Consider the following 21,770-nt stretch of genomic DNA (forward strand, 5'->3'; position numbering starts at 1 on the left):
GGAGTTACCTACGGTAAGGGGGACGGGACATGGGGCGCTCGGGAGTCGGGGGCAGCACGCGGCGTACGTTTGTGGCAGGGGCGGCCGCGACCGGTGGTGTGGCGGCGCTGGGGGTGACGGCGCTTCCCGCGGCCGCCGGGACGCGCGCCCCGCGGGCGGCGGCCAGGCAGTCGGTCGCCGTGCTCGGCGGTGGTGTCGCGGGACTTACGGCCGCCCATGAGCTGGCCGAGCGCGGCTTCGCGGTCACGGTCTACGAGCGCCGGGCGCTCGGCGGCAAGGCCCGCAGCATGGACGTACCGGACAGCGCGAAGGGCAATCGCAAGCCGCTGCCGGCCGAGCACGGGTTCCGCTTCATCCCGGGGATCTATCACAACCTCCCCGACACCATGCGCCGTATCCCCTTCCCCGGGAACGCGAACGGCGTCTGGGACAACCTCGACGCGCCCCGTGAGATGTCGTTCGCGCGGACCGGCCGCGAGGACATCCGCATGCCGATCCCGTGGCCGGGCAGCGAGCCGGAGCAGCTCTCCCCGGAAGACATCGCGCGGGCGCTGACCGCGCTGCTTGACACCGCCTTCAATCTGCCCGCGCACGAGGTCGCGTACTTCGTGAACCGCGCTCTCGTCTTCCTGACCAGCTGCGACGAGCGCCGAGACGACACCTGGGAGGAGACGCCCTGGTGGGAGTTCGTGCGCGCCGAGCAGATGTCGAAGGACTACCAGCGCATCCTCGCGATCGGCGTCACCCGCAACATCGTGGCGACCAAGGCCGAGGAGGCGAGCACCCGCACCGTCGGCACGCTCGGCGAGGCCTTCGTCTTCAACGCCCTCGGCCAGGGCGCGGACGGCCCGCCGGACCGCATCCTGAACGCGCCGACCAACGAGGCGTGGATCGACCCGTGGGTGACCCATCTGAAGTCGCTCGGCGTGGAGTTCAAGATCGGCTGGAGCGTGCGCGAGCTGGGCTTCGCGGGCGGCCGGATCACCAAGACGGTCGTCGAGGACCCGGACGGCGTACGCCGTGACATCACCGCCGACCACTATGTGCAGGCCATGCCGGTGGAGCACGCGCGCAAGACGTGGAGCGCCGAGCTGAAGGCCGCCGACCCCCAACTGGCGCGCTGCGACAAGCTGGAGACGGACTGGATGACGGGCATCCAGTTCTATCTGACCGAGCGTCCGCCGACCGTGAAGGGCCACTTCAACTGCATCGACTCGCCCTGGTCGCTGACCGGAATCGCCCAGGCGGGCCACTGGCCGGACCGTGACTTCCCCGCGGACTACGGAGACGGCGTCGCGGTCGAGTGCCTCTCCGTGGACATCTCCGAGTGGGACAAGCCGGGGATCCTCTACGGCAAGACGGCCAAGCAGTGCACGCGCGACGAGGTCGCGAAGGAGGTGTGGGCACAGCTCAAGGCCGCGCTCAACGACACCGGCAAGACCGTTCTGAGCGACTCGAAGCTGCACTCGTGGTTCCTCGATCCGGGCGTCGACGGCATCGGAACGCCGAACCCGACCAACGAGGACGAGCTGCTCATCCACCCGGTCGGCACCTTCCACAACCGCCCGTCGGCCGCCACGAAGATCCCCAACCTCTATCTGGCGGGCGACTATGTCGCCGTGCCGATCGACCTGGCCACGATGGAGGGCGCCAACACGGCGGCACGCCAGGCGGTCAACGCACTCCTGGAGAGGGCGGGTTCGGATTCCAAACCCTGCACGGTGGCCTCCTTGTACCGCGCTCCGGCGATCGAACTCCTCAAGCGGCACGACCGCACCCGCTATCGGCTCGGCCTGCCGAACGCCCTCGACGTAGGCTGAAGTCAGGTCCTGACGGGGTAGGTGGTCCGCATGAGACGGTGGACGCACATCCGGCGCACGGCGGTGATGGCCGCGGCCGTCATCGCCCTGGCGCCCGCCTGCAATTTCGGGGACGACTCCGGAGGCAACGGGAAGGGACCGTCGGACGGCTCGGGCGACGGTCCCGTACTCGCCGTGAAGATCGACAATGTCCGCCCCGCGCGCCCGCAGACCGGGCTCGACAAGGCGGACGTCGTCTACGCGGAGCAGGTGGAGGCGGGACTCAGCCGCTTGATGGCCGTCTACGGAGACCCCGAACGGCTGCCGTCGATCGTCGGCCCGGTGCGCAGCGCGCGCGAGACGGACCTGGAGCTGCTGCGGCAGTTCGACGATCCGGCGCTCGCGTTCTCCGGGGCGCAGTCGAAGCTGCTCCCGCTCATCTCCGACGCGCCGTTGCGCGCCCTGACGCCCGGCAAGGCGCCCGCCGACGCCTACTACCGGTACGACGGCAGGGCCGCGCCGCACAACCTCTTCCTGCGCCCCAAGGCCCTGAACCTGGAGCCGGGCACGGGCGAGGGCCTGTCGGGCACGGGCTTCGAGTACGGTCCGCGGCCCTCGGGCGGCACTCCGGAGCAGCAGCGCACGGTGCGCTTCCCGGCCGCGCGGTTCACCTTCACGTGGTCGGCCGAGCAGGCGCGCTGGCTGGTCGCCATGGACGGGGAGCAGGCCCGCACCTCCGACGGCAAGCAGATCGCCGCGTCCACGGTCGTCGTGCAGTACGTGAAGGTGAGCGAGTCCCGCTTCCACGACCGCTCGGGCAACAACACCCCGTTCACCGAGACCGTCGGCTCCGGCAAGGCCGACGTCCTGCGGGACGGCCGCGCGTACGAAGCGCGCTGGGAGCGTCCCGGCGCGCAGGACGGGACCGAGTTCACGACCGGGTCGGGCGACCCGATGCCGTTCAGGCAGGGGCAGGTGTGGGTGGTGTACGCGAAGGCGTGAGGCGCGGCGAGGCGTCGCGCCGTACGTGCCCTGCGCCTCGGTGAGCCGAGGTCAGGCCTGGGTCGCGGTGAACGGCTCCGCGGGATGGCGCAGCCCCTCCGCCGCGTCCGAGACCCGCCGGATCAGGTCGAAGAACACGGTCTGCTCGTCGGCGGAGAGCGGGCCGAGGAAGACCTGGTTCATCCGGGCCGTGCGGACGGTCAGCTTCCGGTGGGTGCGCCTGCCCTCGTCGGTCAGGTGCAGCAGATAGCGGCGGCCGTCCTGCGGGTCGCGCACCTTGTCGAGCAGCTCGCGGCGGATGAGCCGGCTGATGACCTCGGCGATGGTGGAGCGGTCGAGGCCGACCCGCTCGCCGACGGTGCGCTGGTCGAGGCCGGGCTCGGCGATCAGCGCGTTCAGGACGGCGAACTGCGGTGAGGTGATCTCCTCGGAGACCATCGTGTTCCACAGCAGATAGTGCGCCTGCTGCAGCCGCCGGGCCAGGTGCCCGGGGTGGGTGGTCAGGTCCACCGCGGCCATGGATGCCTCCATTTTCCTTCTGGATACGCTGAGATTTTTCGTAGGTGTACTGAACAATACTCGCCCTTGACGGCCCAGGATACGAGTGGCAGCGTAAGTTCAACCTCGATGAAATAGTCAGTGCCCTGATTAATGGACGGGGCATCGAAGGCCTGGAAGAGCGGGTCTGCGCGAGCGCAGGCCCGGAAGAGATGGGGCTCGACGGATGGACAAGGTGGTGGCCTCGGCCGCCGATGCGGTGGCCGACGCGCAGGACGGCGCCTCGCTCGCCGTGGGCGGGTTCGGCCTCAGCGGTGTGCCCAATGAGCTGATCCGGGCGCTGTACGAGCGGGGCGTCTCGGGCCTGAGCGTGGTGTCCAACAACTGCGGCGCCATGGACTCCGGCCTCGCGGTGCTGCTCTCGGCGGGCCGGATCGCCCGGGTGACCGGCTCGTACATCGGCGCCAACAAGGAGTTCGCGCGGCAGTACCTGGGCGGCGAGCTCGAGGTGGAGATGATCCCGCAGGGCACCCTCGCGGAGCGGCTGCGGGCCGGCGGCACCGGCATCCCCGCCTTCTACACGCCCGCCGGAGTGGGCACCCAGGTCGCCGACGGCGGACTGCCGTGGCGCTACGACGGCTCCGGCGGGGTCGCGCTGGCCTCGCCTCCCAAGGAGGTGCGGGAGTTCGACGGCGTGGAGTACGTCCTGGAGCGCGGCATCCGCACCGACTTCGCGCTCGTACGGGCCGCGAAGGGCGACCGGCACGGGAACCTCGTGTTCAACAAGTCGACCCGCAACTTCAACCCCCTGGCGGCGATGGCGGGTCGGATCACGGTCGCCGAGGTGGAGCAGCTGGTGGAGCCGGGCGAGATCGACCCGGACGAGGTGCATCTGCCGGGGATCTTCGTGCAGCGCGTCCTCGCGCTCACCCCCGAGCAGGCCGCCGACAAGCAGATCGAACGGCGCACGGTCTCCGCGCCCACGGCACGAGGGACGGTGCGCGGCTGATGGCCTGGACACGGGAAGAGATGGCGGCCCGCGCGGCGCGCGAACTGCGCGACGGGCAGTACGTGAACCTGGGCATCGGCCTGCCCACGCTGATCCCGAACCATCTGCCCGACGGCGTGGAGGTGGTCCTGGAGTCGGAGAACGGCATCCTCGGAGTCGGCCCCTACCCCACCGACGAGCAGGTCGACCCGGATCTGATCAACGCGGGCAAGGAGACCGTGACGGTCCTGCCGGGCGCCTCCTACTTCGACTCGGCGCTCTCCTTCGGGATGATCCGCGGCGGCCACATCGACGTGGCGGTGCTGGGCGCGATGCAGGTCTCGGCGGCCGGCGACCTGGCGAACTGGGCGATCCCCGGCAAGATGATCACGGGCATCGGCGGCGCGATGGACCTGGTGCACGGGGCGCGCACGGTCATCGTGGCGATGACGCACACCGCCAAGGACGGCTCCCCCAAGATCCTCCAGGAGTGCGCGCTGCCGCTGACCGGCAAGGCCTGCGTGAACCGGATCATCACCGACCTCTGCGTTCTCGACGTCACCGGATCCGGCCTGGAACTGGTCGAGTTGGCCCCCGGCGTCACCGCGGACGAGATCACCGCCAAGACCGCGGCCGAGGTCCGCGTCCCCGAGGCCCTCGCCCGCGCCGTCCCCGAAGAAGTCGCCTCATGAGCCGGCGTACGTGTCTCGCACGCACCCCCGCTCACATCCCGCACGCATCCCGCACGCACGGAGCCCCCCGGAGCCGATGGACATGACGATCACCGAGCCGCAACCCCTCCCCGACGGGCTGAGCCAGCGCGAGATGGACGCCGAGGTCGAGAAGGCGCAGGCTGCGCGGTCCGCGTCGACCGCCGTGAACCATCCGCCGCGCGACTACCCGCCCTACCGCAGCAGCCACTTGCGCCACCCGAAGCAGCCGCTGATCCCGCTGCGCGACCCGGAGGCGGTGGAGCTGAGCGGTCCCGCGTTCGGCGTCACCGACATCACCGCGCTCGACCGTGATCTGACCCGCCGGCATCCGGGCGAGCCGCTCGGCGAGCGGATCACCGTGTCCGGCCGGGTACTCGACCGCGAAGGGCGCCCGGTGCGCGGCCAGTTGGTCGAGCTGTGGCAGGCCAACGCGTCCGGTCGGTACGCCCATCAGCTCGACCAGCATCCGGCGCCGCTCGACCCGAACTTCACGGGCTTCGGACGCTGTCTGACGGACGACGAAGGGACGTACTCCTTCACGACGATCAAGCCCGGCGCCTACCCGTGGCGCAATCACGTCAACGCGTGGCGGCCCGCCCACATCCACTTCTCGCTGTTCGGCACGGCGTTCACGCAGCGGCTTGTGACGCAGATGTACTTCCCGGGCGATCCGCTGTTCCCGTACGACCCGGTGCTGCGGTCGGTGACCGACGAGTCGGCCCGGCAGCGGCTCGTCGCCGCCTACGACCACGATCTCTCCGCCCCTGAGTGGTCCCTCGGCTACCGCTGGGACATCGTCCTCGACGGCCCGTCGGCGACGCTCTTCGAGGAAGGCGACCACCACTGATGCCGTACGCTCCGACCCCCTCCCAGACCGTGGGCCCGTTCTACGGCTACGCGCTGCCCTTCCCGCGCGGCGGCGAGGTCGCGCCCGCCGGGCACCCGGAGACGATCACTCTGCACGGGTACGTGTACGACGGCGCGGGCGACCCCGTGCCCGACGCGCTGATCGAGACCTGGCAGCCCGCGCCCGACGGCTCGCGCACCGGCGCCCCCGGCTCGCTGCGGCACGACCCCGTCACCGGTGAGGTCATCGGCCGCGACGGCGTCGCGTTCACCGGATTCGGCCGGGTGCCGACCGACGCGGACGGCCACTGGGCGGTCCGTACGCTCCCGCCGGGCGGCGTCTCGTACATCGCGGTCGCCGTGTTCGCGCGCGGGCTGCTCCACCACCTCTACACCCGCGCCTACTTGGCCGACGAGCCCGGCGACGCCCTGCTCGGCTCCCTCGAAGCGCCCCGGCGCGCGACGCTCGTCGCACGCCCCGAGGCGCACCGCACCTACCGTTTCGACATCCGCCTCCAGGGCGAGGGCGAGACGGTGTTCCTGGAGTTCCCATGAGTCCGGACTCGTCAGCCGAGTACGACAGCGGCCTGCTCGCCCCCGGGCGGGCGGGCTCCCCCGCCGAGGCGGCCACCGGCGACCGCGCGTTCCTGCGGGCGATGCTGGAGGCCGAGGCGGCCCTGACCCGCGCCCAGGCCACGGTGGGGCTCGCCCCTCGGGAAGCGGCGTCCGCGGTCGCCGAAGCGGTGGCCGGCGCCCCCGTCGACGTACGCGACATCGCGCTGCGCGCCCGCTCCGGCGGCAATCCGGTGATCCCGCTGGTGGCGGATCTGACGGCCGCGGTGCCCGAGGCGGCGGCGCCGTACGTGCACCGGGGCGCGACGAGCCAGGACATCATGGACACGGCGATGATGCTGGTCGCCGCGCGCGTCCTCGACCTGGTCCTGGCCGATCTGTCCCGCACCGAGCGGGCCCTGGCCCGGCTCGCGGCCGAGCATCGGGACACGGTGCTGCCGGGCCGCACGCTGACCCAGCACGCGGTCCCCACCACCTTCGGCCTGAAGGCGGCGGGCTGGCGCTCGCTGGTCCTCGACGCGCGGGACCGGCTGACGGCCGTCCGCGCGTCACTCCCGGCACAACTGGGGGGCGCAGGAGGGACGTTGGCCGCCTTCGACGCGTACGCGGACGGCGGGCACGGCACGGCTCAAGGGCTGGTCGCCGCCTACGCCCACCAGCTGGGCCTCGCCGAACCCGTCCTCCCCTGGCATACGTTGCGCACCCCGATCGCCGATCTGGCCTCGGCCCTGGCCTTCACGGGCGGGGCGCTCGGCAAGGCCGCCGCGGACGTACTCACGCTCAGCCGCACGGAGATCGGCGAACTCTCCGAGGGGTCGGGCGGCGGTTCGTCCGCCATGCCGCACAAGGCGAATCCGGTGGGGGCCACGCTGATCGCGGCGGCGGCCCGCCGTGCCCCCGCCCTCGCGGCGACGCTCCACGCGTCGATGACCGCGCAGGACGAGCGTCCCGCGGGCGCCTGGCACGCGGAGTGGGAGCCGCTCCGCGACCTGCTGCGCACCGTCGGCGGGGCGGCCGGGAACGCGGCGGAGCTCGCGGAGAACCTCCGGGTCCACCCGGAGCGGATGCGCCGGCACGTGGGTCTTACCCATGGGTTGATCGTCTCCGAGCGGCTGGCGGCGGAGCTGACGCCGCTCGTCGGCCGGGCGCGCGCGAAGCAGCTGCTCACCTCGGCGGCCCGCCGCACCCACGACGAGGGCCGCGCCTTGGCGGAGGTGCTCGCGGACGAGCCGTCCCTCACGGGCCTCGGCCTCGACCTCGCCGAACTCACCGACCCCGCCCGCTACACCGGCTCCGCCGGCACCCTGACCGACCGAGCCCTGGAGCGACGATGAGCAGCAAGCTGCCGCACCACACCATCGAGGGTGCCCCGACGGCGCCACCCCTCGTCCTCGGCCCCTCCCTGGGCACCTCCACCGCCCTGTGGGACGCCGTGGCGCCCGAACTCTCCACCGCCCACCGGGTCGTGCGCTGGGACCTGCCGGGCCACGGCGGCTCGCCGGCCGACCTGGTGGTTCAGGGCGCGACCGTCGCCGACCTGGCCGCGCTCGTGCTGGACCTCGCCGACTCGCTGGGCATCGGGCGTTTCGCGTACGCGGGTGTCTCGATCGGCGGCGCCGTGGGACTGCATCTCGCCGCGCACCACCCGGAGCGGGTGGCGAGCCTCGCCGTGATCTGCTCGTCGGCGCACTTCGGCGGGTCGGCCCCGTGGCAGGAGCGCGCCGAACTCGTGCGCCGCGAGGGCCTGGCCACGCTCGCGGAGTCCGCGCCGAACCGCTGGTTCACGCCGGGATTCACGGTGCCCCGCCTGGTGGACGACCACCGGAACACCGATCCCGAGGCGTACGCCGCGTGCTGCGACGCGCTCGCGGCGTACGACATCCGGGAGTCGCTGCCCACGATCAGCGCGCCGACGCTGGTCGTCGCGGGGCGCGAGGACCCGGCGACACCGCCGGCCCACGCGCGGGAGATCGCCGACGCGGTGCCGGGCGCGAGCCTCACCGAGCTGGCGGGGGCCTCGCATCTGGCGCCCGCCGAGCGGCCCGAAGCGGTCGTCGCGGCGCTGCGGGGGCACTTCCTCGGAGCGGCGGCGAGCGGCATGGCGGTGCGGCGCGCGGTCCTCGGGGACGCGCACGTGGACCGCGCGCAGGCGAACACCACGCCGCTGACGGCCCGCTTCCAGGACTTCATCGCGCGCTACGCGTGGGGCGAGATCTGGACCGACCCCACGCTGGCGCTCCGGGAACGCAGCATGATCACGCTGACCGCGCTGGTCGCGCACGGACACTACGAAGAGCTGGCCATGCACGTCAGGGCCGCCCGCCGCAATGGGCTCAGCCCGGAGGAGATCGGGGCGGTGCTGCTGCAGACCGCGGTGTACTGCGGGGTGCCCGCGGCGAATTCGGCGTTCGCGGTGGCGCGGAAGGTACTGGAGGAGGAGGCGTAGCCCGGCTCTCCTGGTAGCCCCGGCCCTCCTTGTGGCCCGGCCTTCACGGTAGCCCGGCCCTCCTTCCGAGAAGTCCTACTTGACGCCGTAGCACCCCAGGAACATGTCGACACCGGCGACGATCAGGCGCTCCGTCAGGCCGTCGCTGATGTCGGTGCCGTACGAACCGAAGACCAGGTGCGGGAAGACCAGCAGCGCGTACAGCTGGATGACCGCGACCTCCGTGTCGGGCACGTCGAGCCGCCCCTGGTCGGCCAACTCCCGCAGCGCGCCCGCGATCGCGGGGTGATGTCCCTCCGGGCCGTGCTGCTCCCAGGCCTTGCCCAGCGACGGGAAACGGTGGATCTCGCGGGCGACCAGCTGGCGCAGCGCGGTCATCTCCTGGTCGCCGCGGACCGCGTCGACCCAGCTCCGGGCGGCGCGCAGGAACGCCTCGCGCAGGTCCTCCGCTTCGGTGAGACCGTCGAGCGCCGCCACCGACGAGGAAGCGGCGAGCGGCTCGTCCAGCGCGCCCGCGACGACCGCGGTGAACAGCGCCTCCTTGCTGCCGAAGTGGTTGTAGACGGTCACCTTGGACACGCCCGCCTCGGCGGCGATGGCGTCCATGCCGACGCCGAAACCGTCCCGCAGGAACAACGTGCGGGCGGCCCCGACGATGGCCTCGCGCTTACGTTCCGCACGCGGACCCGAAGGCCCTTCGCCCTGCCCTGTCGCGCCGCTCGTCACACCCTTGCCCGCACTTCTCATGCGCCGCACTTTACCAGCCAACTGAACTGAACAGTTGAGTTCACATGAACTGCTCAGTACAGTTCACTTGCGCCAGGCCACGCCACACCACGCCTAGGAGTTCAGGAATCGCCATGACGCATCCCCACCCGACCCCGGACACCACGCCCCACACCGGCGCCCCGCCGCCCATGGGCACGCACCCCTGGGCGGCCCTCACGCTGCTCTGTCTGGCCCAGTTCATGCTGGTGCTCGACGTGACCGTGGTGAACGTCGCGCTGCCGAGCATGGCCGCCGACCTCGACCTCGGCCGGACCGCGCTGACCTGGGTCGTCACGACGTACACCCTCTGTTTCGGCGGTCTGATGCTGCTCGGCGGCCGGCTCGCGGACGTGCTCGGCGCGCGCCGCACCCTGCTCGCGGGGCTGGCCGTGTTCACCGCCGCCTCGCTGGTCACCGGGCTCGCGGGGAACGCCGCGACACTGCTCGTCGGGCGCACCGCCCAGGGCATCGGCGCCGCGCTGCTCTCCCCGGCCGCCCTCGCGATCGTCACGACGTCCTTCCACGGCCGCGACCGCCATCGCGCGCTCGGCGTGTGGGCGGCGATCGGCGGGGCGGGCGCGGCGATCGGCGTCCTGCTCGGCGGCGTCCTGACCGACGGACCGGGCTGGGAGTGGATCTTCTACGTCAACGTGCCCATCGGCGCGGGGCTGCTGCTCGCCCTGCCCGCGCTCGTCCCGGCCCGCGCGCCCCGGCCCGCCCGACTCGACGTTCCCGGCGCGCTGCTCGTCACGGCCGCCACCGGGGCGCTCGTCTACGGCCTGGTCGCGGCGGGCGACACGGGCTGGTCAAACGCGCGGACACTGCTGCCGCTGGCGGGCGCGGCGGCCGGCTACGCGGCGTTCGCCGCCGTCGAGCGCGCGCAGCGCACCCCGCTGATCGACCTCGCGGTGCTGCGGCGCCGTCCGGTCGTCGTGGGCTCGTATCTGATGCTGGTGGCGACCGCGCTGCTGATCTCGCTGTTCTTCCTGGGGTCGGTCTTCCTCCAGGAGGTACGCGGTCTCAGCGCCCTCAGGACCGGGCTGCTGTTCCTTCCGGTGGCCGTGGCGACCGCGGTCGGCGCGCACCTGGGCGGGCAGTTCGTGGGGCGCATCGGCGTGCGGCCGACGGCCTCCGCGGGGCTCGTGCTCGCCACGACCGGCACCGCGCTGCTCGCCGCGTCCGGGACCGGCGGCAGCCCCTGGGCGACCGTGGTGCCGGGCATGGCGGTGGCGGCGCTCGGGCTCGGCCCGGTCTTCGTGGCGGCCACCACCACCGCGCTGGGATTCATCGTCCCGGAGGAGGCGGGCGTCGCCTCCGGAGTGGTCAACACGTTCCACGAAGTGGGCGGTTCGGTGGGCGTCGCCGTCGTCTCCACGGTCGCCGCGGCCGGCATCGAGGGCGGGGGCGGCGACGGGTTCTCCGACGCGTTCGTGGTGTGCGCGGTGGCGGCCGGGGTGAGCGCCGCCATCACCTGGGTGCTGGTGCCGCGCGGGAATCCGCGGATGACCGGAGGTCCGCACGCACACTGACGGATGTCGTGACCGGGTGCGGTGGCGGGTTTGTCGCCGGGGGCGGTTCCAGGCCGCCGACGGGGGCGGTTCCGGCCCGTACCCGGTGCAAATGCGCCACGTACGCGTGAACGAAGGGTGACTATCGCGTCATGTCGCCGCCTGGTCACTTGGGTGACACATTTGGCGGTTAAGTTACTTGGTGACCATGAGAGTTACGCAGCCACGTGAGGCCTCTTCCGCCGTGCCGCGAGCCCGTGCGCGCCGATCGGCGCTGTTCGCGGCAGTGATCGCCGTGGCCCTGGTGATCGTCCAGTTCTTCGCGCACGGGCTCAACGAGACCGCGTCCGCGCAGGAATCCCGCACGGCACCGGCCGCGGCGCCGTACGCGCAGTGCGGCGACGACACCCACCCCGAAGAGACCTCCGAGCGCTTCCGGGCCCGTGGCCGCCCGACCTGCCGTGACCTCTCCCCCGCCGCCGTCGCGCGCCCCGACGCCGGGGCGGCGACGTGCCCGGTGGCCACCACGCGCGCGTACCACCCGGTCGTCCGCCCCGACGACGGGACAAGACCCGCCAGAGGCGGGGAACTGCCCGCGCTGCTGCAGGTCTTCCGCTGCTGATCGGTTCCTTCGGCACGAACACAGTCCGCGTGTCCGCGTCCTGACGCGGCTACGCGCCCCGAGGCTGTTCCGCGCCTCCAGGCGTTCGTTGCCGGAACCGACACGTCCACGTCACACCGATGCGTCCCCCACGACGCTCAGGAGTCATCGACATGCAGCTTTCCCCTGCCTCCATTCAAGATCGCGCCCGTGCGCTACTGAGCCCCTCCGGCACCGCACGGCACGATTTCACCGCCTCCGTAGTCGTCTTCCTCGTCGCGCTCCCGCTGTGCGTCGGCGTCGCCGTCGCCTCCGGAGTGCCCGCCGAACTCGGCCTGATCACCGGCATCGTCGGCGGTATCGTCACCGGCCTCCTTCCCGGCAGCAGCCTCCAGGTCAGCGGTCCCGCCGCCGGGCTCACCGTCCTCGTCTACGAAGCCGTCCAGGAGTTCGGCATCGCCGCGCTCGGCGTTCTCGTGCTGGCCGCCGGTCTCCTCCAGCTGGCCATGGGCGCCCTGCGGCTCGGCCGCTTCTTCCGGGCCATCTCCGTGGCCGTCGTCGAGGGCATGCTCGCCGGCATCGGACTCGTCCTGATCGCCGGGCAGTTGTACTCCATGGCGGACCTCGAAGCCCCCGCGAGCGGGCTCGGCAAGATCGCCGGTCTGCCGGGGCTGCTCGGCGACGTCTTCGGCTCGCAGCGCGCGTTGACCGCGTTCGCGCTCGGGGCAGGCACCGTCGCCGTGCTCGTGCTGTGGCGCCGGCTGCCCGCGAAGATCCGCGTGGTGCCCGCCCCGCTCGCCGCCGTCGCGCTCGCCACGGCCGCCTCGCTGCTCTTCTCCCTGCCCGTGGCCACGGTCGAGGTCCAGGGGCTCATCGAGGCGGTGCGGGTGCCGGACGCCGCGTCCTTCGGCGATCTCGCCGGTGCGGGCGCCATAGGCACCGTCCTCGCCTTCACCCTGATCGCCTCCGCGGAGAGCCTGTTCAGCGCGGCGGCGGTGGACCGGCTGCACGACGGCCCGCGCACCTCGTACGACAAGGAACTGATCGCCCAGGGCGCGGGGAACACCGTGTGCGGGCTGCTGGGCGCGCTGCCGATGACCGCCGTCATCGTCCGCAGCGCGGCCAATGTCCAGGCGGGGGCGCGCACGAAGGCGTCCCGTGTGCTGCACGGCATCTGGCTGCTGCTGTTCGCCGCGCTGCTGCCTGCCGCGCTCGGGCTCATCCCCGTCGCCGCGCTGGCCGGTGTGCTGGTGCACGCGGGCTGCAAGCTGGTGCCCGTGCGGCAGTTGGCGGGGCTGTGGCGTGAGCACCGGGGCGAGGCGGTGGTGCTGGTCGTGACGGCCGTCGCGATCGTCTCGGTGAGCATGTTCGAGGGCGTCCTGATCGGTCTTGCCCTCGCCGTCGTCAAGACCGCGTGGGAGACGTCCCATGTGCACGTCGAGGTCGTCGACAAGGGAGCGGGACCGATTCGGGCCCACCTGTCGGGCAACGCGACGTTCCTGCGCCTTCCGAAGCTGCTGGATTCCCTGGAGGCGCTGCCGCAGGACCGGCCGATCGAGCTCGATCTGAGCGGGCTGAGGCATCTGGACCACGCGTGCAGGACGTCCCTGGAGAACTGGGCGGCCCGGCACAGCGCCGAGGGCACCGAACCGGTGAAGGTGGCTTCCGGGGTGTAGCCGCCCCGGCGCCCGAGGAGCGGGGCCCCCGCTCCTCGGGCCCGGTAGGGCGGTACGCCGCCCTACCGGGCCCCGTACACCGGCTGCGGCGGCTCCGAACGGGACAGCAGTTCCAGGGTCGCCTCGCCCACTTCCGCCGCCCGCCACCGCGCGCCCTTGTCCACGCTCGGCCCCGGCCGCCAGCCCTCCATCACGGTCACCCGGCCGCCCTCCGCCTCGAACACCCTCCCGCTCACCCCGGCGGACGCCGCCGACCCGAGCCACACCACCAGGGGCGACACGTTCTCCGGAGCCATCGCGTCGAAGGCGTCTCCCTCCGGAGCGGCCATCGTCGAGGCGAACGTCTCCTCCGTCATCCGCGTCCGCGCCGCGGGCGCGATCGCGTTCACCCGCACTCCGTAGGAGGCGAATTCGGCGGAGGCGACCATCGTGAGGCCCAGGATTCCGGCCTTGGCCGCGCTGTAGTTGCCCTGGCCGACGCTGCCCAACAGGCCCGCTCCGGAGCTGGTGTTCACCACGCACGCGTGCCGCGCACGCCCGGCCTTCGCCTCGGCGCGCCAGTAGCCGGCCGCGGCCTGGAGCGGCAGGAAGTGGCCCTTCAGGTGCACCCGCATGACCGCGTCCCAGTCGTCCTCACCGAGGTTGACCAGCATCCGGTCGCGGAGGAACCCCGCGTTGTTGACGAGGGTGTCAAGACCTCCGTACGTGTCGACGGCCGCCGCGACCAGTGACGCCGCGCCCTCGGACGTGGCGATGTCACCGCCGTGCGCGACGGCCTCGCCGCCCGCCGCGCGGATCTCCGCGACCACGTCGTGCGCGGGTCCGCCGGACGCACCGGAGCCGTCCGGCCCCACGCCGAGGTCGTTCACGACGACCTGCGCGCCCTCGGCGGCGTATGCGAGCGCGTGGGCCCGGCCAAGGCCCCGCCCCGCGCCCGTGACGATCACGACACGCCCCGCGCAGATCCCGGCCTCGGCCGCCGCCTCGGAGGGGGCGGAGAACTCTTCGCTCATCAGGGGAAACTCCTTCGCTCGATGTGGAGAACTCGTCAGTTGTCGGGGCGACTCGTCACTTGTTCGGGCGCCTCGTCACTTGTTCACCGATGCGGCGTCCAGGAACGCGGGCCGCTCGCCGCCCCCGTGCAGATGCAGGGCCGCGCCGCTGACGTACCGCGCGCCCTCGGACGCGAGGAACACGCACGCCTCCCCCACGTCCGACGGTTCGGCAAGCCGGCCGAGCGGCACCGTGCGGGCCACCTCCGCGATGCCGTCCTCGTCGCCGTAGTGCAGATGCGCGCTCTCGGTCCGCGCGAGGCCCAGCACGACGGTGTTCACCCGCACCGCGGGGGCCCATTCGACGGCCATCGTGCGGGCCAGGTTCTCCAGGCCCGCCTTGGCCGCGCCGTACGCGCCCGTTCCCGGCGACGGCCGGGTGCCGCTGACGCTCCCGATCATGGTGATGCTGCCGCCGCCCGGCTCCTGCCCGCACATCACCTCGTACGCGGCGAGTGACGCGTACAGCGGCGACAGCAGGTTCAGTTCGACGATCTTGGCCTGGCGGGCGGGCGCCGTATCGGCGAGCAGCCCGAAGGGGGATCCGCCCGCGTTGTTCACCAGCGCGTCCAACCGGCCGTGATCCGCTGCCACTTCGGCCATGAACGTGCGCACCGCCTCCGGGTCGCGCAGGTCGACGGGGCGGAACTCGGCCGCCGCGCCCGCGGCCTCCACCGGCCGCTGAGGCGGTCTGCGGGCACAGACCACGACGTCCGCGCCGGTGGCGAGGAAGCTGCGCGCGATGCCGGCGCCGACGCCCCGGGTGCCGCCGGTGACGACGACCACCTGCCGCTCTCCCGCTCGCACGCTCTGTCGCGTGTCAGTCATGGCTGCTACCTTTCCAACTAACAAATGTTTGGTTGAAAGTGCCTGGTTGAAAGGTAGCGGATCCTCTGATGTCTGTCTCCACCTCGACCCCGGACAAGGGCGTGGCCGTCGTCACCGTCGACTTCCCGCCGGTCAACGCCCTGCCTGTACAGGGTTGGTACGACCTGGCGGCCGCCGTGCGCGCGGCCGGCCGGGACCCCGACACGCGCTGCGTCGTGCTGGCCGCCGAGGGCCGGGGCTTCAACGCGGGCGTGGACATCAAAGAGATGCAGCGCGACAGCGGGCACACGGCCCTGATAGGGGCGAACCGCGGGTGCTACGAAGCGTTCTCGGCGGTGTACGAGTGCGAGGTGCCGGTCGTCGCCGCGGTGCACGGCTTCTGCCTGGGCGGCGGCATCGGCCTGGTGGGCAACGCGGACGCGATCGTCGCCAGCGACGACGCCACGTTCGGCCTGCCCGAGCTGGACCGGGGCGCGCTCGGCGCCGCCACGCATCTCGCCCGCCTGGTGCCGCAGCACCTGATGCGTGCCCTGTACTACACGTCGCGCACGGCCACCGCCGCCGAACTGCACGCGCACGGCTCGGTCTGGCGGGTGGTCCCGCGCGCGGAGCTGCGCGAGGCCGCCCTCGACCTGGCCCGCGAGATCGCGCGGAAGGACGGCACGCTGCTGCGTTTCGCCAAGGCCGCGATCAACGGCATCGACCCGGTCGACGTGCACAGGAGCTACCGCTTCGAGCAGGGCTTCACCTTCGAGGCCAATCTCAGCGGCCTGGCCGACCGCGTCCGGGACGACTTCGGCAAGACGGACGGGCCCGGCACATCGAAGAACACCGACGAGCGGGAAACAGGAGGCAGGGCATGACGGAGAAGATCATGACGCCCGACGAGATCGCGGGGCGGCTGCGCAGCGGCATGACCCTCGGCATCGGCGGCTGGGGTTCGCGCCGCAAGCCGATGGCCCTGGTGCGGGCGCTGCTGCGCTCCGAGGTCACGGACCTCACGGTCGTGTCGTTCGGCGGTCCCGACGTCGGCCTGCTCGCCGCGGCGGGCCGCATCCGCAAGCTGGTCACGGCGTTCACGACCCTCGACTCGATCCCCCTGGAGCCGCACTTCCGCGCGGCACGCGAGCGCGCCGCCTTCGAACTCGTCGAGCTGGATGAGGCGATGTTCATGCAGGGCCTTACGGCGGGCGCCCAGCGGCTGCCGTTCCTGCCGATCCGCGCGGGCCTCGGCTCGGACGTGCTGCGGGTCAACCCCCAGCTGCGTACGGTCACTTCGCCGTACGAGGACGGGGAGGAGCTGGTGGCGGTGCCCGCCCTGCGGATGGACGCGGCGCTGGTGCACATGAACCGCGCGGACCGGCTCGGCAACGCGCAGTACCTGGGCCCGGACCCGTACTTCGACGACTTGTTCTGCGAGGCGGCCGACACGGCGTACGTGTCGTGCGAGCGGATCGTCGAGTCGAGCGCCCTCACCGAGCACGCGGCACCGCAGACGATGCTGATCTCCCGGCACGCGGTGACGGGCGTGACTCAGACGCCGAAGGGCGCGCACTTCACCTCGTGCGTGCCGGACTACGGCCGGGACGAGCCCTTCCAGAAGGCGTACGTCACGGCGGCGGGCGACCCGGACGCCTGGCGGGCGTTCGAGGAGCGCTTCCTCTCCGGCACCGAGCAGGACTATCAGACGGCCGTCCAGACCTGGCACAAGGAGCAGCGATGACGCAGACCGAATCGACGGCGCCCGCCGCGACCGCCGCCACCCGCGCCGAGTACTGCGTGATCGCCTGCGCCGAGGCCTGGCGGGACGCGGGCGAGATCCTCGCGAGCCCGATGGGCACGGTGCCGTCGATCGCGGCGCGCCTGGCCAAGCTGACGTTCTCGCCGGACCTGCTGCTCACGGACGGGGAGGCGCTGCTGATCGGCGATGTGCCCGCCGTGGGGGCGCAGTCGGCGGTGACGGAGGGCTGGTTGCCGTACCGCAGGCATCTGACGATGGTCATGGGCGGCCGGCGGCACGTGATGATGGGCGCGAGCCAGATCGACCGCTTCGGCAATCAGAACATCTCGTGCATCGGCGACTGGGAGCGGCCCAAGAGCCAGCTGCTCGGTGTGCGCGGGGCGCCGGTCAACACCCTGAACAATCCGGTGAGTTACTGGATTCCGCGGCATTCGACGCGCGTCTTCGTCGACAAGGTCGACATGATCAGCGGGGTGGGTTACGACAGCGCGGCGGCGGCAGGTCCGTCCGCGACGCGGTTCCATGATCTGCGCCGGGTCGTGTCGGACCTCGGGGTCTTCGACTTCGCGACCGCCGACCACGCGATGCGCCTGGTCTCGCTGCATCCGGGAGTGACGGTCGAGCAGGTCCGGGATGCGACCGGCTTCGCGCTCGTCGTGCCGGACGACGTGCCGTTCACGCGGGAGCCGACCGGGGAGGAACTGCGGCTGATCCGGGACGTGGTGGACCCGCGCGGGCTGCGGGACCGCGAGGTGCGCGGATGACGTCGGCGCCGGCGACCATGGAGACGGCGCTGACCAGACTGGTGGGGGTGCGCCACCCGATCGTGCAGACCGGCATGGGCTGGGTGGCCGGACCCCGTCTGGTCTCCGCGACGGCGAACGCGGGCGCCCTCGGCATATTGGCGTCCGCCACGATGACCGTCGACCAGCTGCGGTCGGCCGTCCGGGAGGTCAAGTCCCGTACGGACGAGCCGTTCGGGGTGAATCTGCGGGCGGACGCGGGCGACGCGCGGGACCGGGTGCGGGTCATCGTCGACGAGGGCGTCCGGGTCGCGTCGTTCGCGCTGGCCCCCTCCAAGGACCTGATAGCCGAGCTGAAGGACGCCGGGGTGATCGTCGTCCCCTCCATCGGTGCGCGCAGGCATGCCGAGAAGGTGGCGGCGTGGGGCGCGGACGCGGTGGTCGTCCAGGGCGGTGAGGGCGGCGGACACACGGGGGACGTCGCCACGACGGTGCTGCTGCCGCAGGTCGTGGACGCGGTGGACATCCCGGTGATCGCTGCGGGCGGATTCCGTGACGGGCGGGGGCTTGTCGCGGCGCTGGCCTACGGCGCCGCGGGGGTCGCGATGGGGACGCGCTTTCTGCTGACCTCGGACTCGACGGTGCCGGACGCGGTCAAGGAGCGGTACCTCGCGGCGTCCGTCAAGGACGTGACCGTGACGACGAAGGTGGACGGCCTGCCCCACCGCATGCTGCGCACGGAACTGGTCGCCGCCCTGGAGAAGTCCGGCCGTGTCCCGTCCCTCGCGCGGGCGGTGCGGCATGCGGCGGCGTTCCGGAAGATGTCCGGGATGAGCTGGGCCGAGATGATCAAGGACGGCCTGGCGATGCGGCACGGCAAGCAGCTCGCGTGGAGTCAGATCCTGCTGGCCGCGAATACGCCGATGTTGTTGAAGGCGGCGATGGTGGACGGTCGGCCGGAGGCGGGCGTGATGGCGTCCGGGCAGGTGGCGGGGGTGATCGAGGATCTGCCGTCCTGCGAGGAGTTGGTGGCGCGGGTGATGGAGGAGGCTGCCGAGGTGGTGAAGCGGCTGGGGTGAGGGCAGTTCTTCTGCGCATTCCAGCCGCTACCCGAATCCCTTCCGGTTCCGTCGGCCTCAAGGTGGCAGCCGTGGATCATCGGCTTCGCCGAGTTCGCCGGGGGAATCGGGTGGCTGGGCGGGACAGATCCGCCGCGAAGGGGCGGCGAGGACGGCGCCGCCCCGCCTCACACCCCCACCGCCTCCAGCGACGCCCTCGCCCGTGCCGCCAACCCGTCCGCCCCGCATGCCTCCGCAAGGTCCAGGCCGCGCGTCAACTCCCCTGCCGCGCCCGCCGCGATGCCGTACTCCACTCGGGCCACCGCGTGTTCGTACGCGCACGGGGAGGCCTCCAGGCAGGCCACCGCACGGGCGTACAGGGCGACCGCGCGCTGGCCGGTCTCCAGGGACGCCGCGCAGCGCAGTGCCTCGCCGATCGCCGTCTCCGTGCCGAACAGCTCCGCCTGGACCCGTGCGTCCGCGGCGAGTTCGGCGGCCCGCCGCGGATCCTCCGAGGCGAGCGCGCGGGCCAGGTCGTGTGCCCAGGGGGCGACGATCGTGTTGTAGCGGCCACGCGCGTTCGACGCCTTCGCCGCTACCTCCAGTTCGTTGACGCCCTCGCTCCGCCGGCCCGTCGCGATGAGCAACCGGCCCCGCACGGAGTGGATGTCGGGCACGAAGATCGTGGACGGGTACGGCGGCGCGATGCCGTACCGCTCGGCGACCTCCTCGGCCTCGTCGACCTTGCCGCGGGCGAGCAGCGTGTCGATGAGCATGCACGCGGCGTCCCAGTGCATCGGCAGGCCGCTGCCGACACGGTCGGCCAGGCGCAGGCTGTCCCGCAGCGAAGCCTCCGCCTCGGCGAGCCGGCCGCGCCTGCGGTACACCAGACCGGACCAGGCCTTGGCGAGCGCCAGATGTCCGCCGCTCCAGCCCGCGGTCTCGTAGGCACGGACCGCCTCCGAGAAGAGGCTCTCGGCACGGTCGAGGCGGTCGGTGAAGATATACGCGCTGCCCAGCATCATCAGGAGCTCGAAGCCCCACTCGGTGTCGGTCCAGCCGAGTCCGGGCGCGAGCCGGCCGTTGACCAGGGCGCGGTCGCAGAGTTCGACGATCTCCTCCGCGTTCTCCCCGCGGGTCATCGCGTCGAAGGCGCGCAGGATCAGCAGGGCGCGCTCGGAGTTGTCGCGTCCCGGCAGCGGTCCGGCGAGCGCGGCGAGGCGGCGTGAGCGGCCGGGGGCGTCCTCCTCGCCGGCGTGGATGCCCTCCCACATGTAGTGGACGCCCTGCAGCCGCATCCGGTCGGGTCCCGGCTCGAGGCGGGCGGCCTCGGCGTCCACGACGCGCAGGGCCTCCTCCAACTGGTCGTTGTGCACCAGCGCCTGGGAGAGGCGGCAGACCGCGTCGACTCTCAGGGTGCGGTCGAGTCGCTCCGTGTGCAGCGCCTCGCTGAGGTGGGCGATGGTGGTGGCGGGCGAGGTGAGGAGCGTGGCGCAGCCCAGTTCGTAGAGCACGCGCGCGTGCAGCTCGGGCAGCGGCGGTTCCCGCAGGGCCCGCTCCAGGCAGCGCCGGGCGGCATCCGGGGCACCGACCGCGAGATGCTCGGCGGCGGCCTCGCGCAACTGGTCGACCAGCTCGGGGTCGTCGTCCGGATGGACTTCGAGCAGATGCCGGGAAGCGGCCGCGGCGCCGCGCCCCGACAGGGTGACGGCCCAGGCCGCCTGACCGTGCATCGCCGTACGGGTCGCGGCCGGGATGGAGCGGTAGACGGTGCTGCCGATCAGCGGGTGGACGAACTCCATGCCCTCGTCGTCGCCGATCAGGATGCGGGCCGTGCGCAGCCGCTCCGCGCACCGCTCGGCGGCGTCACGCCGCATCCCGGCGAGCGAGGCGGCGAGGTCGAGTGGGATCGCCGTGCCGAGGATCGCGGCGGCCCAGGCGAACCGGGTGACGTCCGTGCCGAGTCCTTCGAGGCGGGCGACGAGTCCGTGGCCGCGCGCCGAGCGGTTCAGGGCGCGCAGCTCGGCGGCGGAGCTCTCCACCGGTTCGAGCTCGCTGTCCTGCACCTTGGCGAGGAGTTCCACCGATTCGTACGGGTTGCCGCCGGTGACGGCCCAGACCTCGCGGCAGAACGGGGCGTCGGCGTGCTCGCCGAGGGTGGCGCGGGTGAGTCCGGCCGCGGCGTCCGGGGTGAACGCGCGCAGGGTGGTCGAGGGGCCTGCCGCCGCGCCGACCGCGGCGAGATGGCGCGCGCTGTCGCCGGTGGCCTCGTCCGGACGGTGGGCGACCACGACGAGAACCGGCAGTTCGGCAAGGCGCTGGGCGAACGCGGCCAGCCAGTGCAGGGTCTCCTGGTCGGCCCAGTGCGCGTCGTCGACGAGCAGGACGAGCGGCCAGTGCAGCCCCGCGAGGCGGGCGACGGCCTCGACCAGGCCGTCGCACACGCCCTGCGGATCGGCCTGGCGACCGCCCGGCTCGGCTATGCCGAGCGCGGGTCCCGCGATCTCGTACCAGTCGCCGAGATACTCGCGGGCCTCGTCGGGCGTGAGCGACACCAGTGCGGGCTGCAGCAGTTGGCGTACGACATTGAAGGGGACGGAGGTGACGGTCTCGCCGCCGCGCGCGGACCAGACCGTGGCCCGGCCCTCCGCGATCCTCCGTACCTCGGCGAGCAGTGCCGTCTTGCCGATGCCCGCCTCGCCGCGGAAGACGAGCAGACCGCCCGACGTCATCGAATCGGAGCACAGCTCGTCGACGGCCCGTGCCGCCGCGGTGAGTTCCGCGTCGCGCTCCCACAGCGGGGCCCAGGTGGCTCCTCCGGGCCGTCCCTGCGTCATCGCGCTACCTCCTGAGGTCGCTCAATCGACGTACAGACCTCGAGACTAGCCGGGTGGAGGGCCTCACGGTGCGGGGTCCGGGCAGCAACCGCC

At 72.5% G+C, this 21,770-nt stretch carries 20 protein-coding genes; 15 read left to right on the forward strand and 5 right to left on the reverse strand.

Annotated features, from left to right (window positions below):
* Nucleotides 1-29: 29 nt before the first annotated feature.
* Both ACIBKX_RS09745 and ACIBKX_RS09750 read left to right on the forward strand, forming a co-directional pair.
* Entirely contained in the window at nt 30-1,820 is a 1,791-nt protein-coding gene (locus tag ACIBKX_RS09745) for an FAD-dependent oxidoreductase (protein ID WP_363271332.1), read from the forward strand.
* A 30-nt stretch (nt 1,821-1,850) separates the two neighbouring features.
* On the forward strand, nt 1,851-2,801 hold the full coding sequence (locus tag ACIBKX_RS09750) for a DUF3048 domain-containing protein (protein WP_363271333.1): 951 nt from the start codon (nt 1,851-1,853) through the stop codon (nt 2,799-2,801).
* A 51-nt stretch (nt 2,802-2,852) separates the two neighbouring features.
* On the opposite strand, the gene ACIBKX_RS09755 is transcribed toward ACIBKX_RS09750, so the two are convergent.
* Nucleotides 2,853-3,320, reverse strand: a complete 468-nt coding sequence (locus ACIBKX_RS09755) for a MarR family transcriptional regulator (protein ID WP_363271334.1) — start codon at nt 3,318-3,320, stop codon at nt 2,853-2,855.
* Nucleotides 3,321-3,525: 205 nt separating this feature from the next.
* Between ACIBKX_RS09755 and ACIBKX_RS09760 the strand changes: the two genes are divergently transcribed.
* The 6 genes from ACIBKX_RS09760 to pcaD all read left to right on the forward strand — a co-directional run bounded on the left by ACIBKX_RS09760 (nt 3,526) and on the right by pcaD (nt 8,865).
* The gene (locus ACIBKX_RS09760; RefSeq protein WP_363271335.1) at nt 3,526-4,308 is read left to right on the forward strand and encodes a CoA transferase subunit A; all 783 of its coding nucleotides are present in this window, start codon (nt 3,526-3,528) and stop codon (nt 4,306-4,308) included.
* Entirely contained in the window at nt 4,308-4,979 is a 672-nt protein-coding gene (locus ACIBKX_RS09765; protein WP_363271336.1) for a CoA transferase subunit B, read from the forward strand. The genes ACIBKX_RS09760 and ACIBKX_RS09765 overlap by 1 nt, the downstream gene beginning before the upstream one ends.
* An 82-nt stretch (nt 4,980-5,061) precedes the next feature.
* Nucleotides 5,062-5,847, forward strand: coding sequence for a protocatechuate 3,4-dioxygenase subunit beta (gene pcaH / locus ACIBKX_RS09770; RefSeq protein ID WP_399375718.1), 786 nt, complete (start codon nt 5,062-5,064; stop codon nt 5,845-5,847).
* Nucleotides 5,847-6,401, forward strand: coding sequence for a protocatechuate 3,4-dioxygenase subunit alpha (pcaG, locus tag ACIBKX_RS09775; RefSeq protein WP_363271337.1), 555 nt, complete (start codon nt 5,847-5,849; stop codon nt 6,399-6,401). The genes pcaH and pcaG overlap by 1 nt, the downstream gene beginning before the upstream one ends.
* A complete protein-coding gene (gene pcaB / locus ACIBKX_RS09780; protein ID WP_363271338.1) occupies nt 6,398-7,753 on the forward strand; it encodes a 3-carboxy-cis,cis-muconate cycloisomerase in 1,356 nt (451 codons plus the stop codon). Before pcaG ends, pcaB begins: the two co-directional genes overlap by 4 nt.
* Complete coding sequence (pcaD, locus tag ACIBKX_RS09785; RefSeq protein WP_363271339.1) at nt 7,750-8,865, forward strand: 3-oxoadipate enol-lactonase; 1,116 nt, start codon at nt 7,750-7,752, stop codon at nt 8,863-8,865. The genes pcaB and pcaD overlap by 4 nt, the downstream gene beginning before the upstream one ends.
* A 75-nt stretch (nt 8,866-8,940) precedes the next feature.
* Here pcaD and ACIBKX_RS09790 read toward each other — a convergent pair whose 3' ends face one another.
* On the reverse strand, nt 8,941-9,612 hold the full coding sequence (locus ACIBKX_RS09790; RefSeq protein ID WP_363271340.1) for a TetR/AcrR family transcriptional regulator: 672 nt from the start codon (nt 9,610-9,612) through the stop codon (nt 8,941-8,943).
* 113 nt (nt 9,613-9,725) lie between these two features.
* Between ACIBKX_RS09790 and ACIBKX_RS09795 the strand changes: the two genes are divergently transcribed.
* From ACIBKX_RS09795 to ACIBKX_RS09805, 3 genes are all read left to right on the forward strand, one after another.
* The gene (locus tag ACIBKX_RS09795) at nt 9,726-11,162 is read left to right on the forward strand and encodes an MFS transporter (protein WP_399375719.1); all 1,437 of its coding nucleotides are present in this window, start codon (nt 9,726-9,728) and stop codon (nt 11,160-11,162) included.
* A 223-nt stretch (nt 11,163-11,385) separates the two neighbouring features.
* On the forward strand, nt 11,386-11,763 hold the full coding sequence (locus tag ACIBKX_RS09800; protein ID WP_363271341.1) for a hypothetical protein: 378 nt from the start codon (nt 11,386-11,388) through the stop codon (nt 11,761-11,763).
* A gap of 152 nt (nt 11,764-11,915) precedes the next feature.
* Nucleotides 11,916-13,418: a SulP family inorganic anion transporter gene (locus ACIBKX_RS09805; protein WP_363271342.1), complete on the forward strand. Its 1,503-nt coding sequence runs from the start codon at nt 11,916-11,918 to the stop codon at nt 13,416-13,418.
* A 62-nt stretch (nt 13,419-13,480) separates the two neighbouring features.
* Here ACIBKX_RS09805 and ACIBKX_RS09810 read toward each other — a convergent pair whose 3' ends face one another.
* Together ACIBKX_RS09810 and ACIBKX_RS09815 are read right to left on the reverse strand one after the other, a co-directional pair.
* Nucleotides 13,481-14,431 (reverse strand): SDR family oxidoreductase, encoded by a 951-nt coding sequence (locus ACIBKX_RS09810; protein ID WP_363271343.1) that lies wholly within the window; start codon nt 14,429-14,431, stop codon nt 13,481-13,483.
* Between the two features lie 75 nt (nt 14,432-14,506).
* Nucleotides 14,507-15,298 carry an SDR family oxidoreductase gene (locus ACIBKX_RS09815; RefSeq protein WP_363271344.1) on the reverse strand — a complete coding sequence of 264 codons (792 nt, stop codon included), beginning with the start codon at nt 15,296-15,298 and terminating at the stop codon, nt 14,507-14,509.
* Nucleotides 15,299-15,366: 68 nt separating this feature from the next.
* On the opposite strand from ACIBKX_RS09815, the gene ACIBKX_RS09820 reads away from it, so the two are divergent.
* The 4 genes from ACIBKX_RS09820 to ACIBKX_RS09835 are packed head-to-tail and all read left to right on the forward strand — an operon-like array spanning nt 15,367 to nt 18,861.
* Nucleotides 15,367-16,161, forward strand: a complete 795-nt coding sequence (locus ACIBKX_RS09820; protein WP_363271345.1) for an enoyl-CoA hydratase family protein — start codon at nt 15,367-15,369, stop codon at nt 16,159-16,161.
* Nucleotides 16,158-17,021 (forward strand): CoA-transferase, encoded by an 864-nt coding sequence (locus tag ACIBKX_RS09825; RefSeq protein ID WP_363271346.1) that lies wholly within the window; start codon nt 16,158-16,160, stop codon nt 17,019-17,021. The genes ACIBKX_RS09820 and ACIBKX_RS09825 overlap by 4 nt, the downstream gene beginning before the upstream one ends.
* Complete coding sequence (locus ACIBKX_RS09830) at nt 17,018-17,803, forward strand: CoA-transferase (RefSeq protein ID WP_363271347.1); 786 nt, start codon at nt 17,018-17,020, stop codon at nt 17,801-17,803. Before ACIBKX_RS09825 ends, ACIBKX_RS09830 begins: the two co-directional genes overlap by 4 nt.
* Before the next feature lie 17 nt (nt 17,804-17,820).
* A complete protein-coding gene (locus ACIBKX_RS09835) occupies nt 17,821-18,861 on the forward strand; it encodes a nitronate monooxygenase (protein ID WP_363271464.1) in 1,041 nt (346 codons plus the stop codon).
* 167 nt (nt 18,862-19,028) lie between these two features.
* On the opposite strand, the gene ACIBKX_RS09840 is transcribed toward ACIBKX_RS09835, so the two are convergent.
* Nucleotides 19,029-21,677: an AAA family ATPase gene (locus tag ACIBKX_RS09840; RefSeq protein ID WP_363271348.1), complete on the reverse strand. Its 2,649-nt coding sequence runs from the start codon at nt 21,675-21,677 to the stop codon at nt 19,029-19,031.
* Between the last annotated feature and the right edge of the window lie 93 nt (nt 21,678-21,770).

This window comes from Streptomyces sp. NPDC050658 (assembly GCF_044457025.1).
GTDB lineage: Bacteria > Actinomycetota > Actinomycetes > Streptomycetales > Streptomycetaceae > Streptomyces.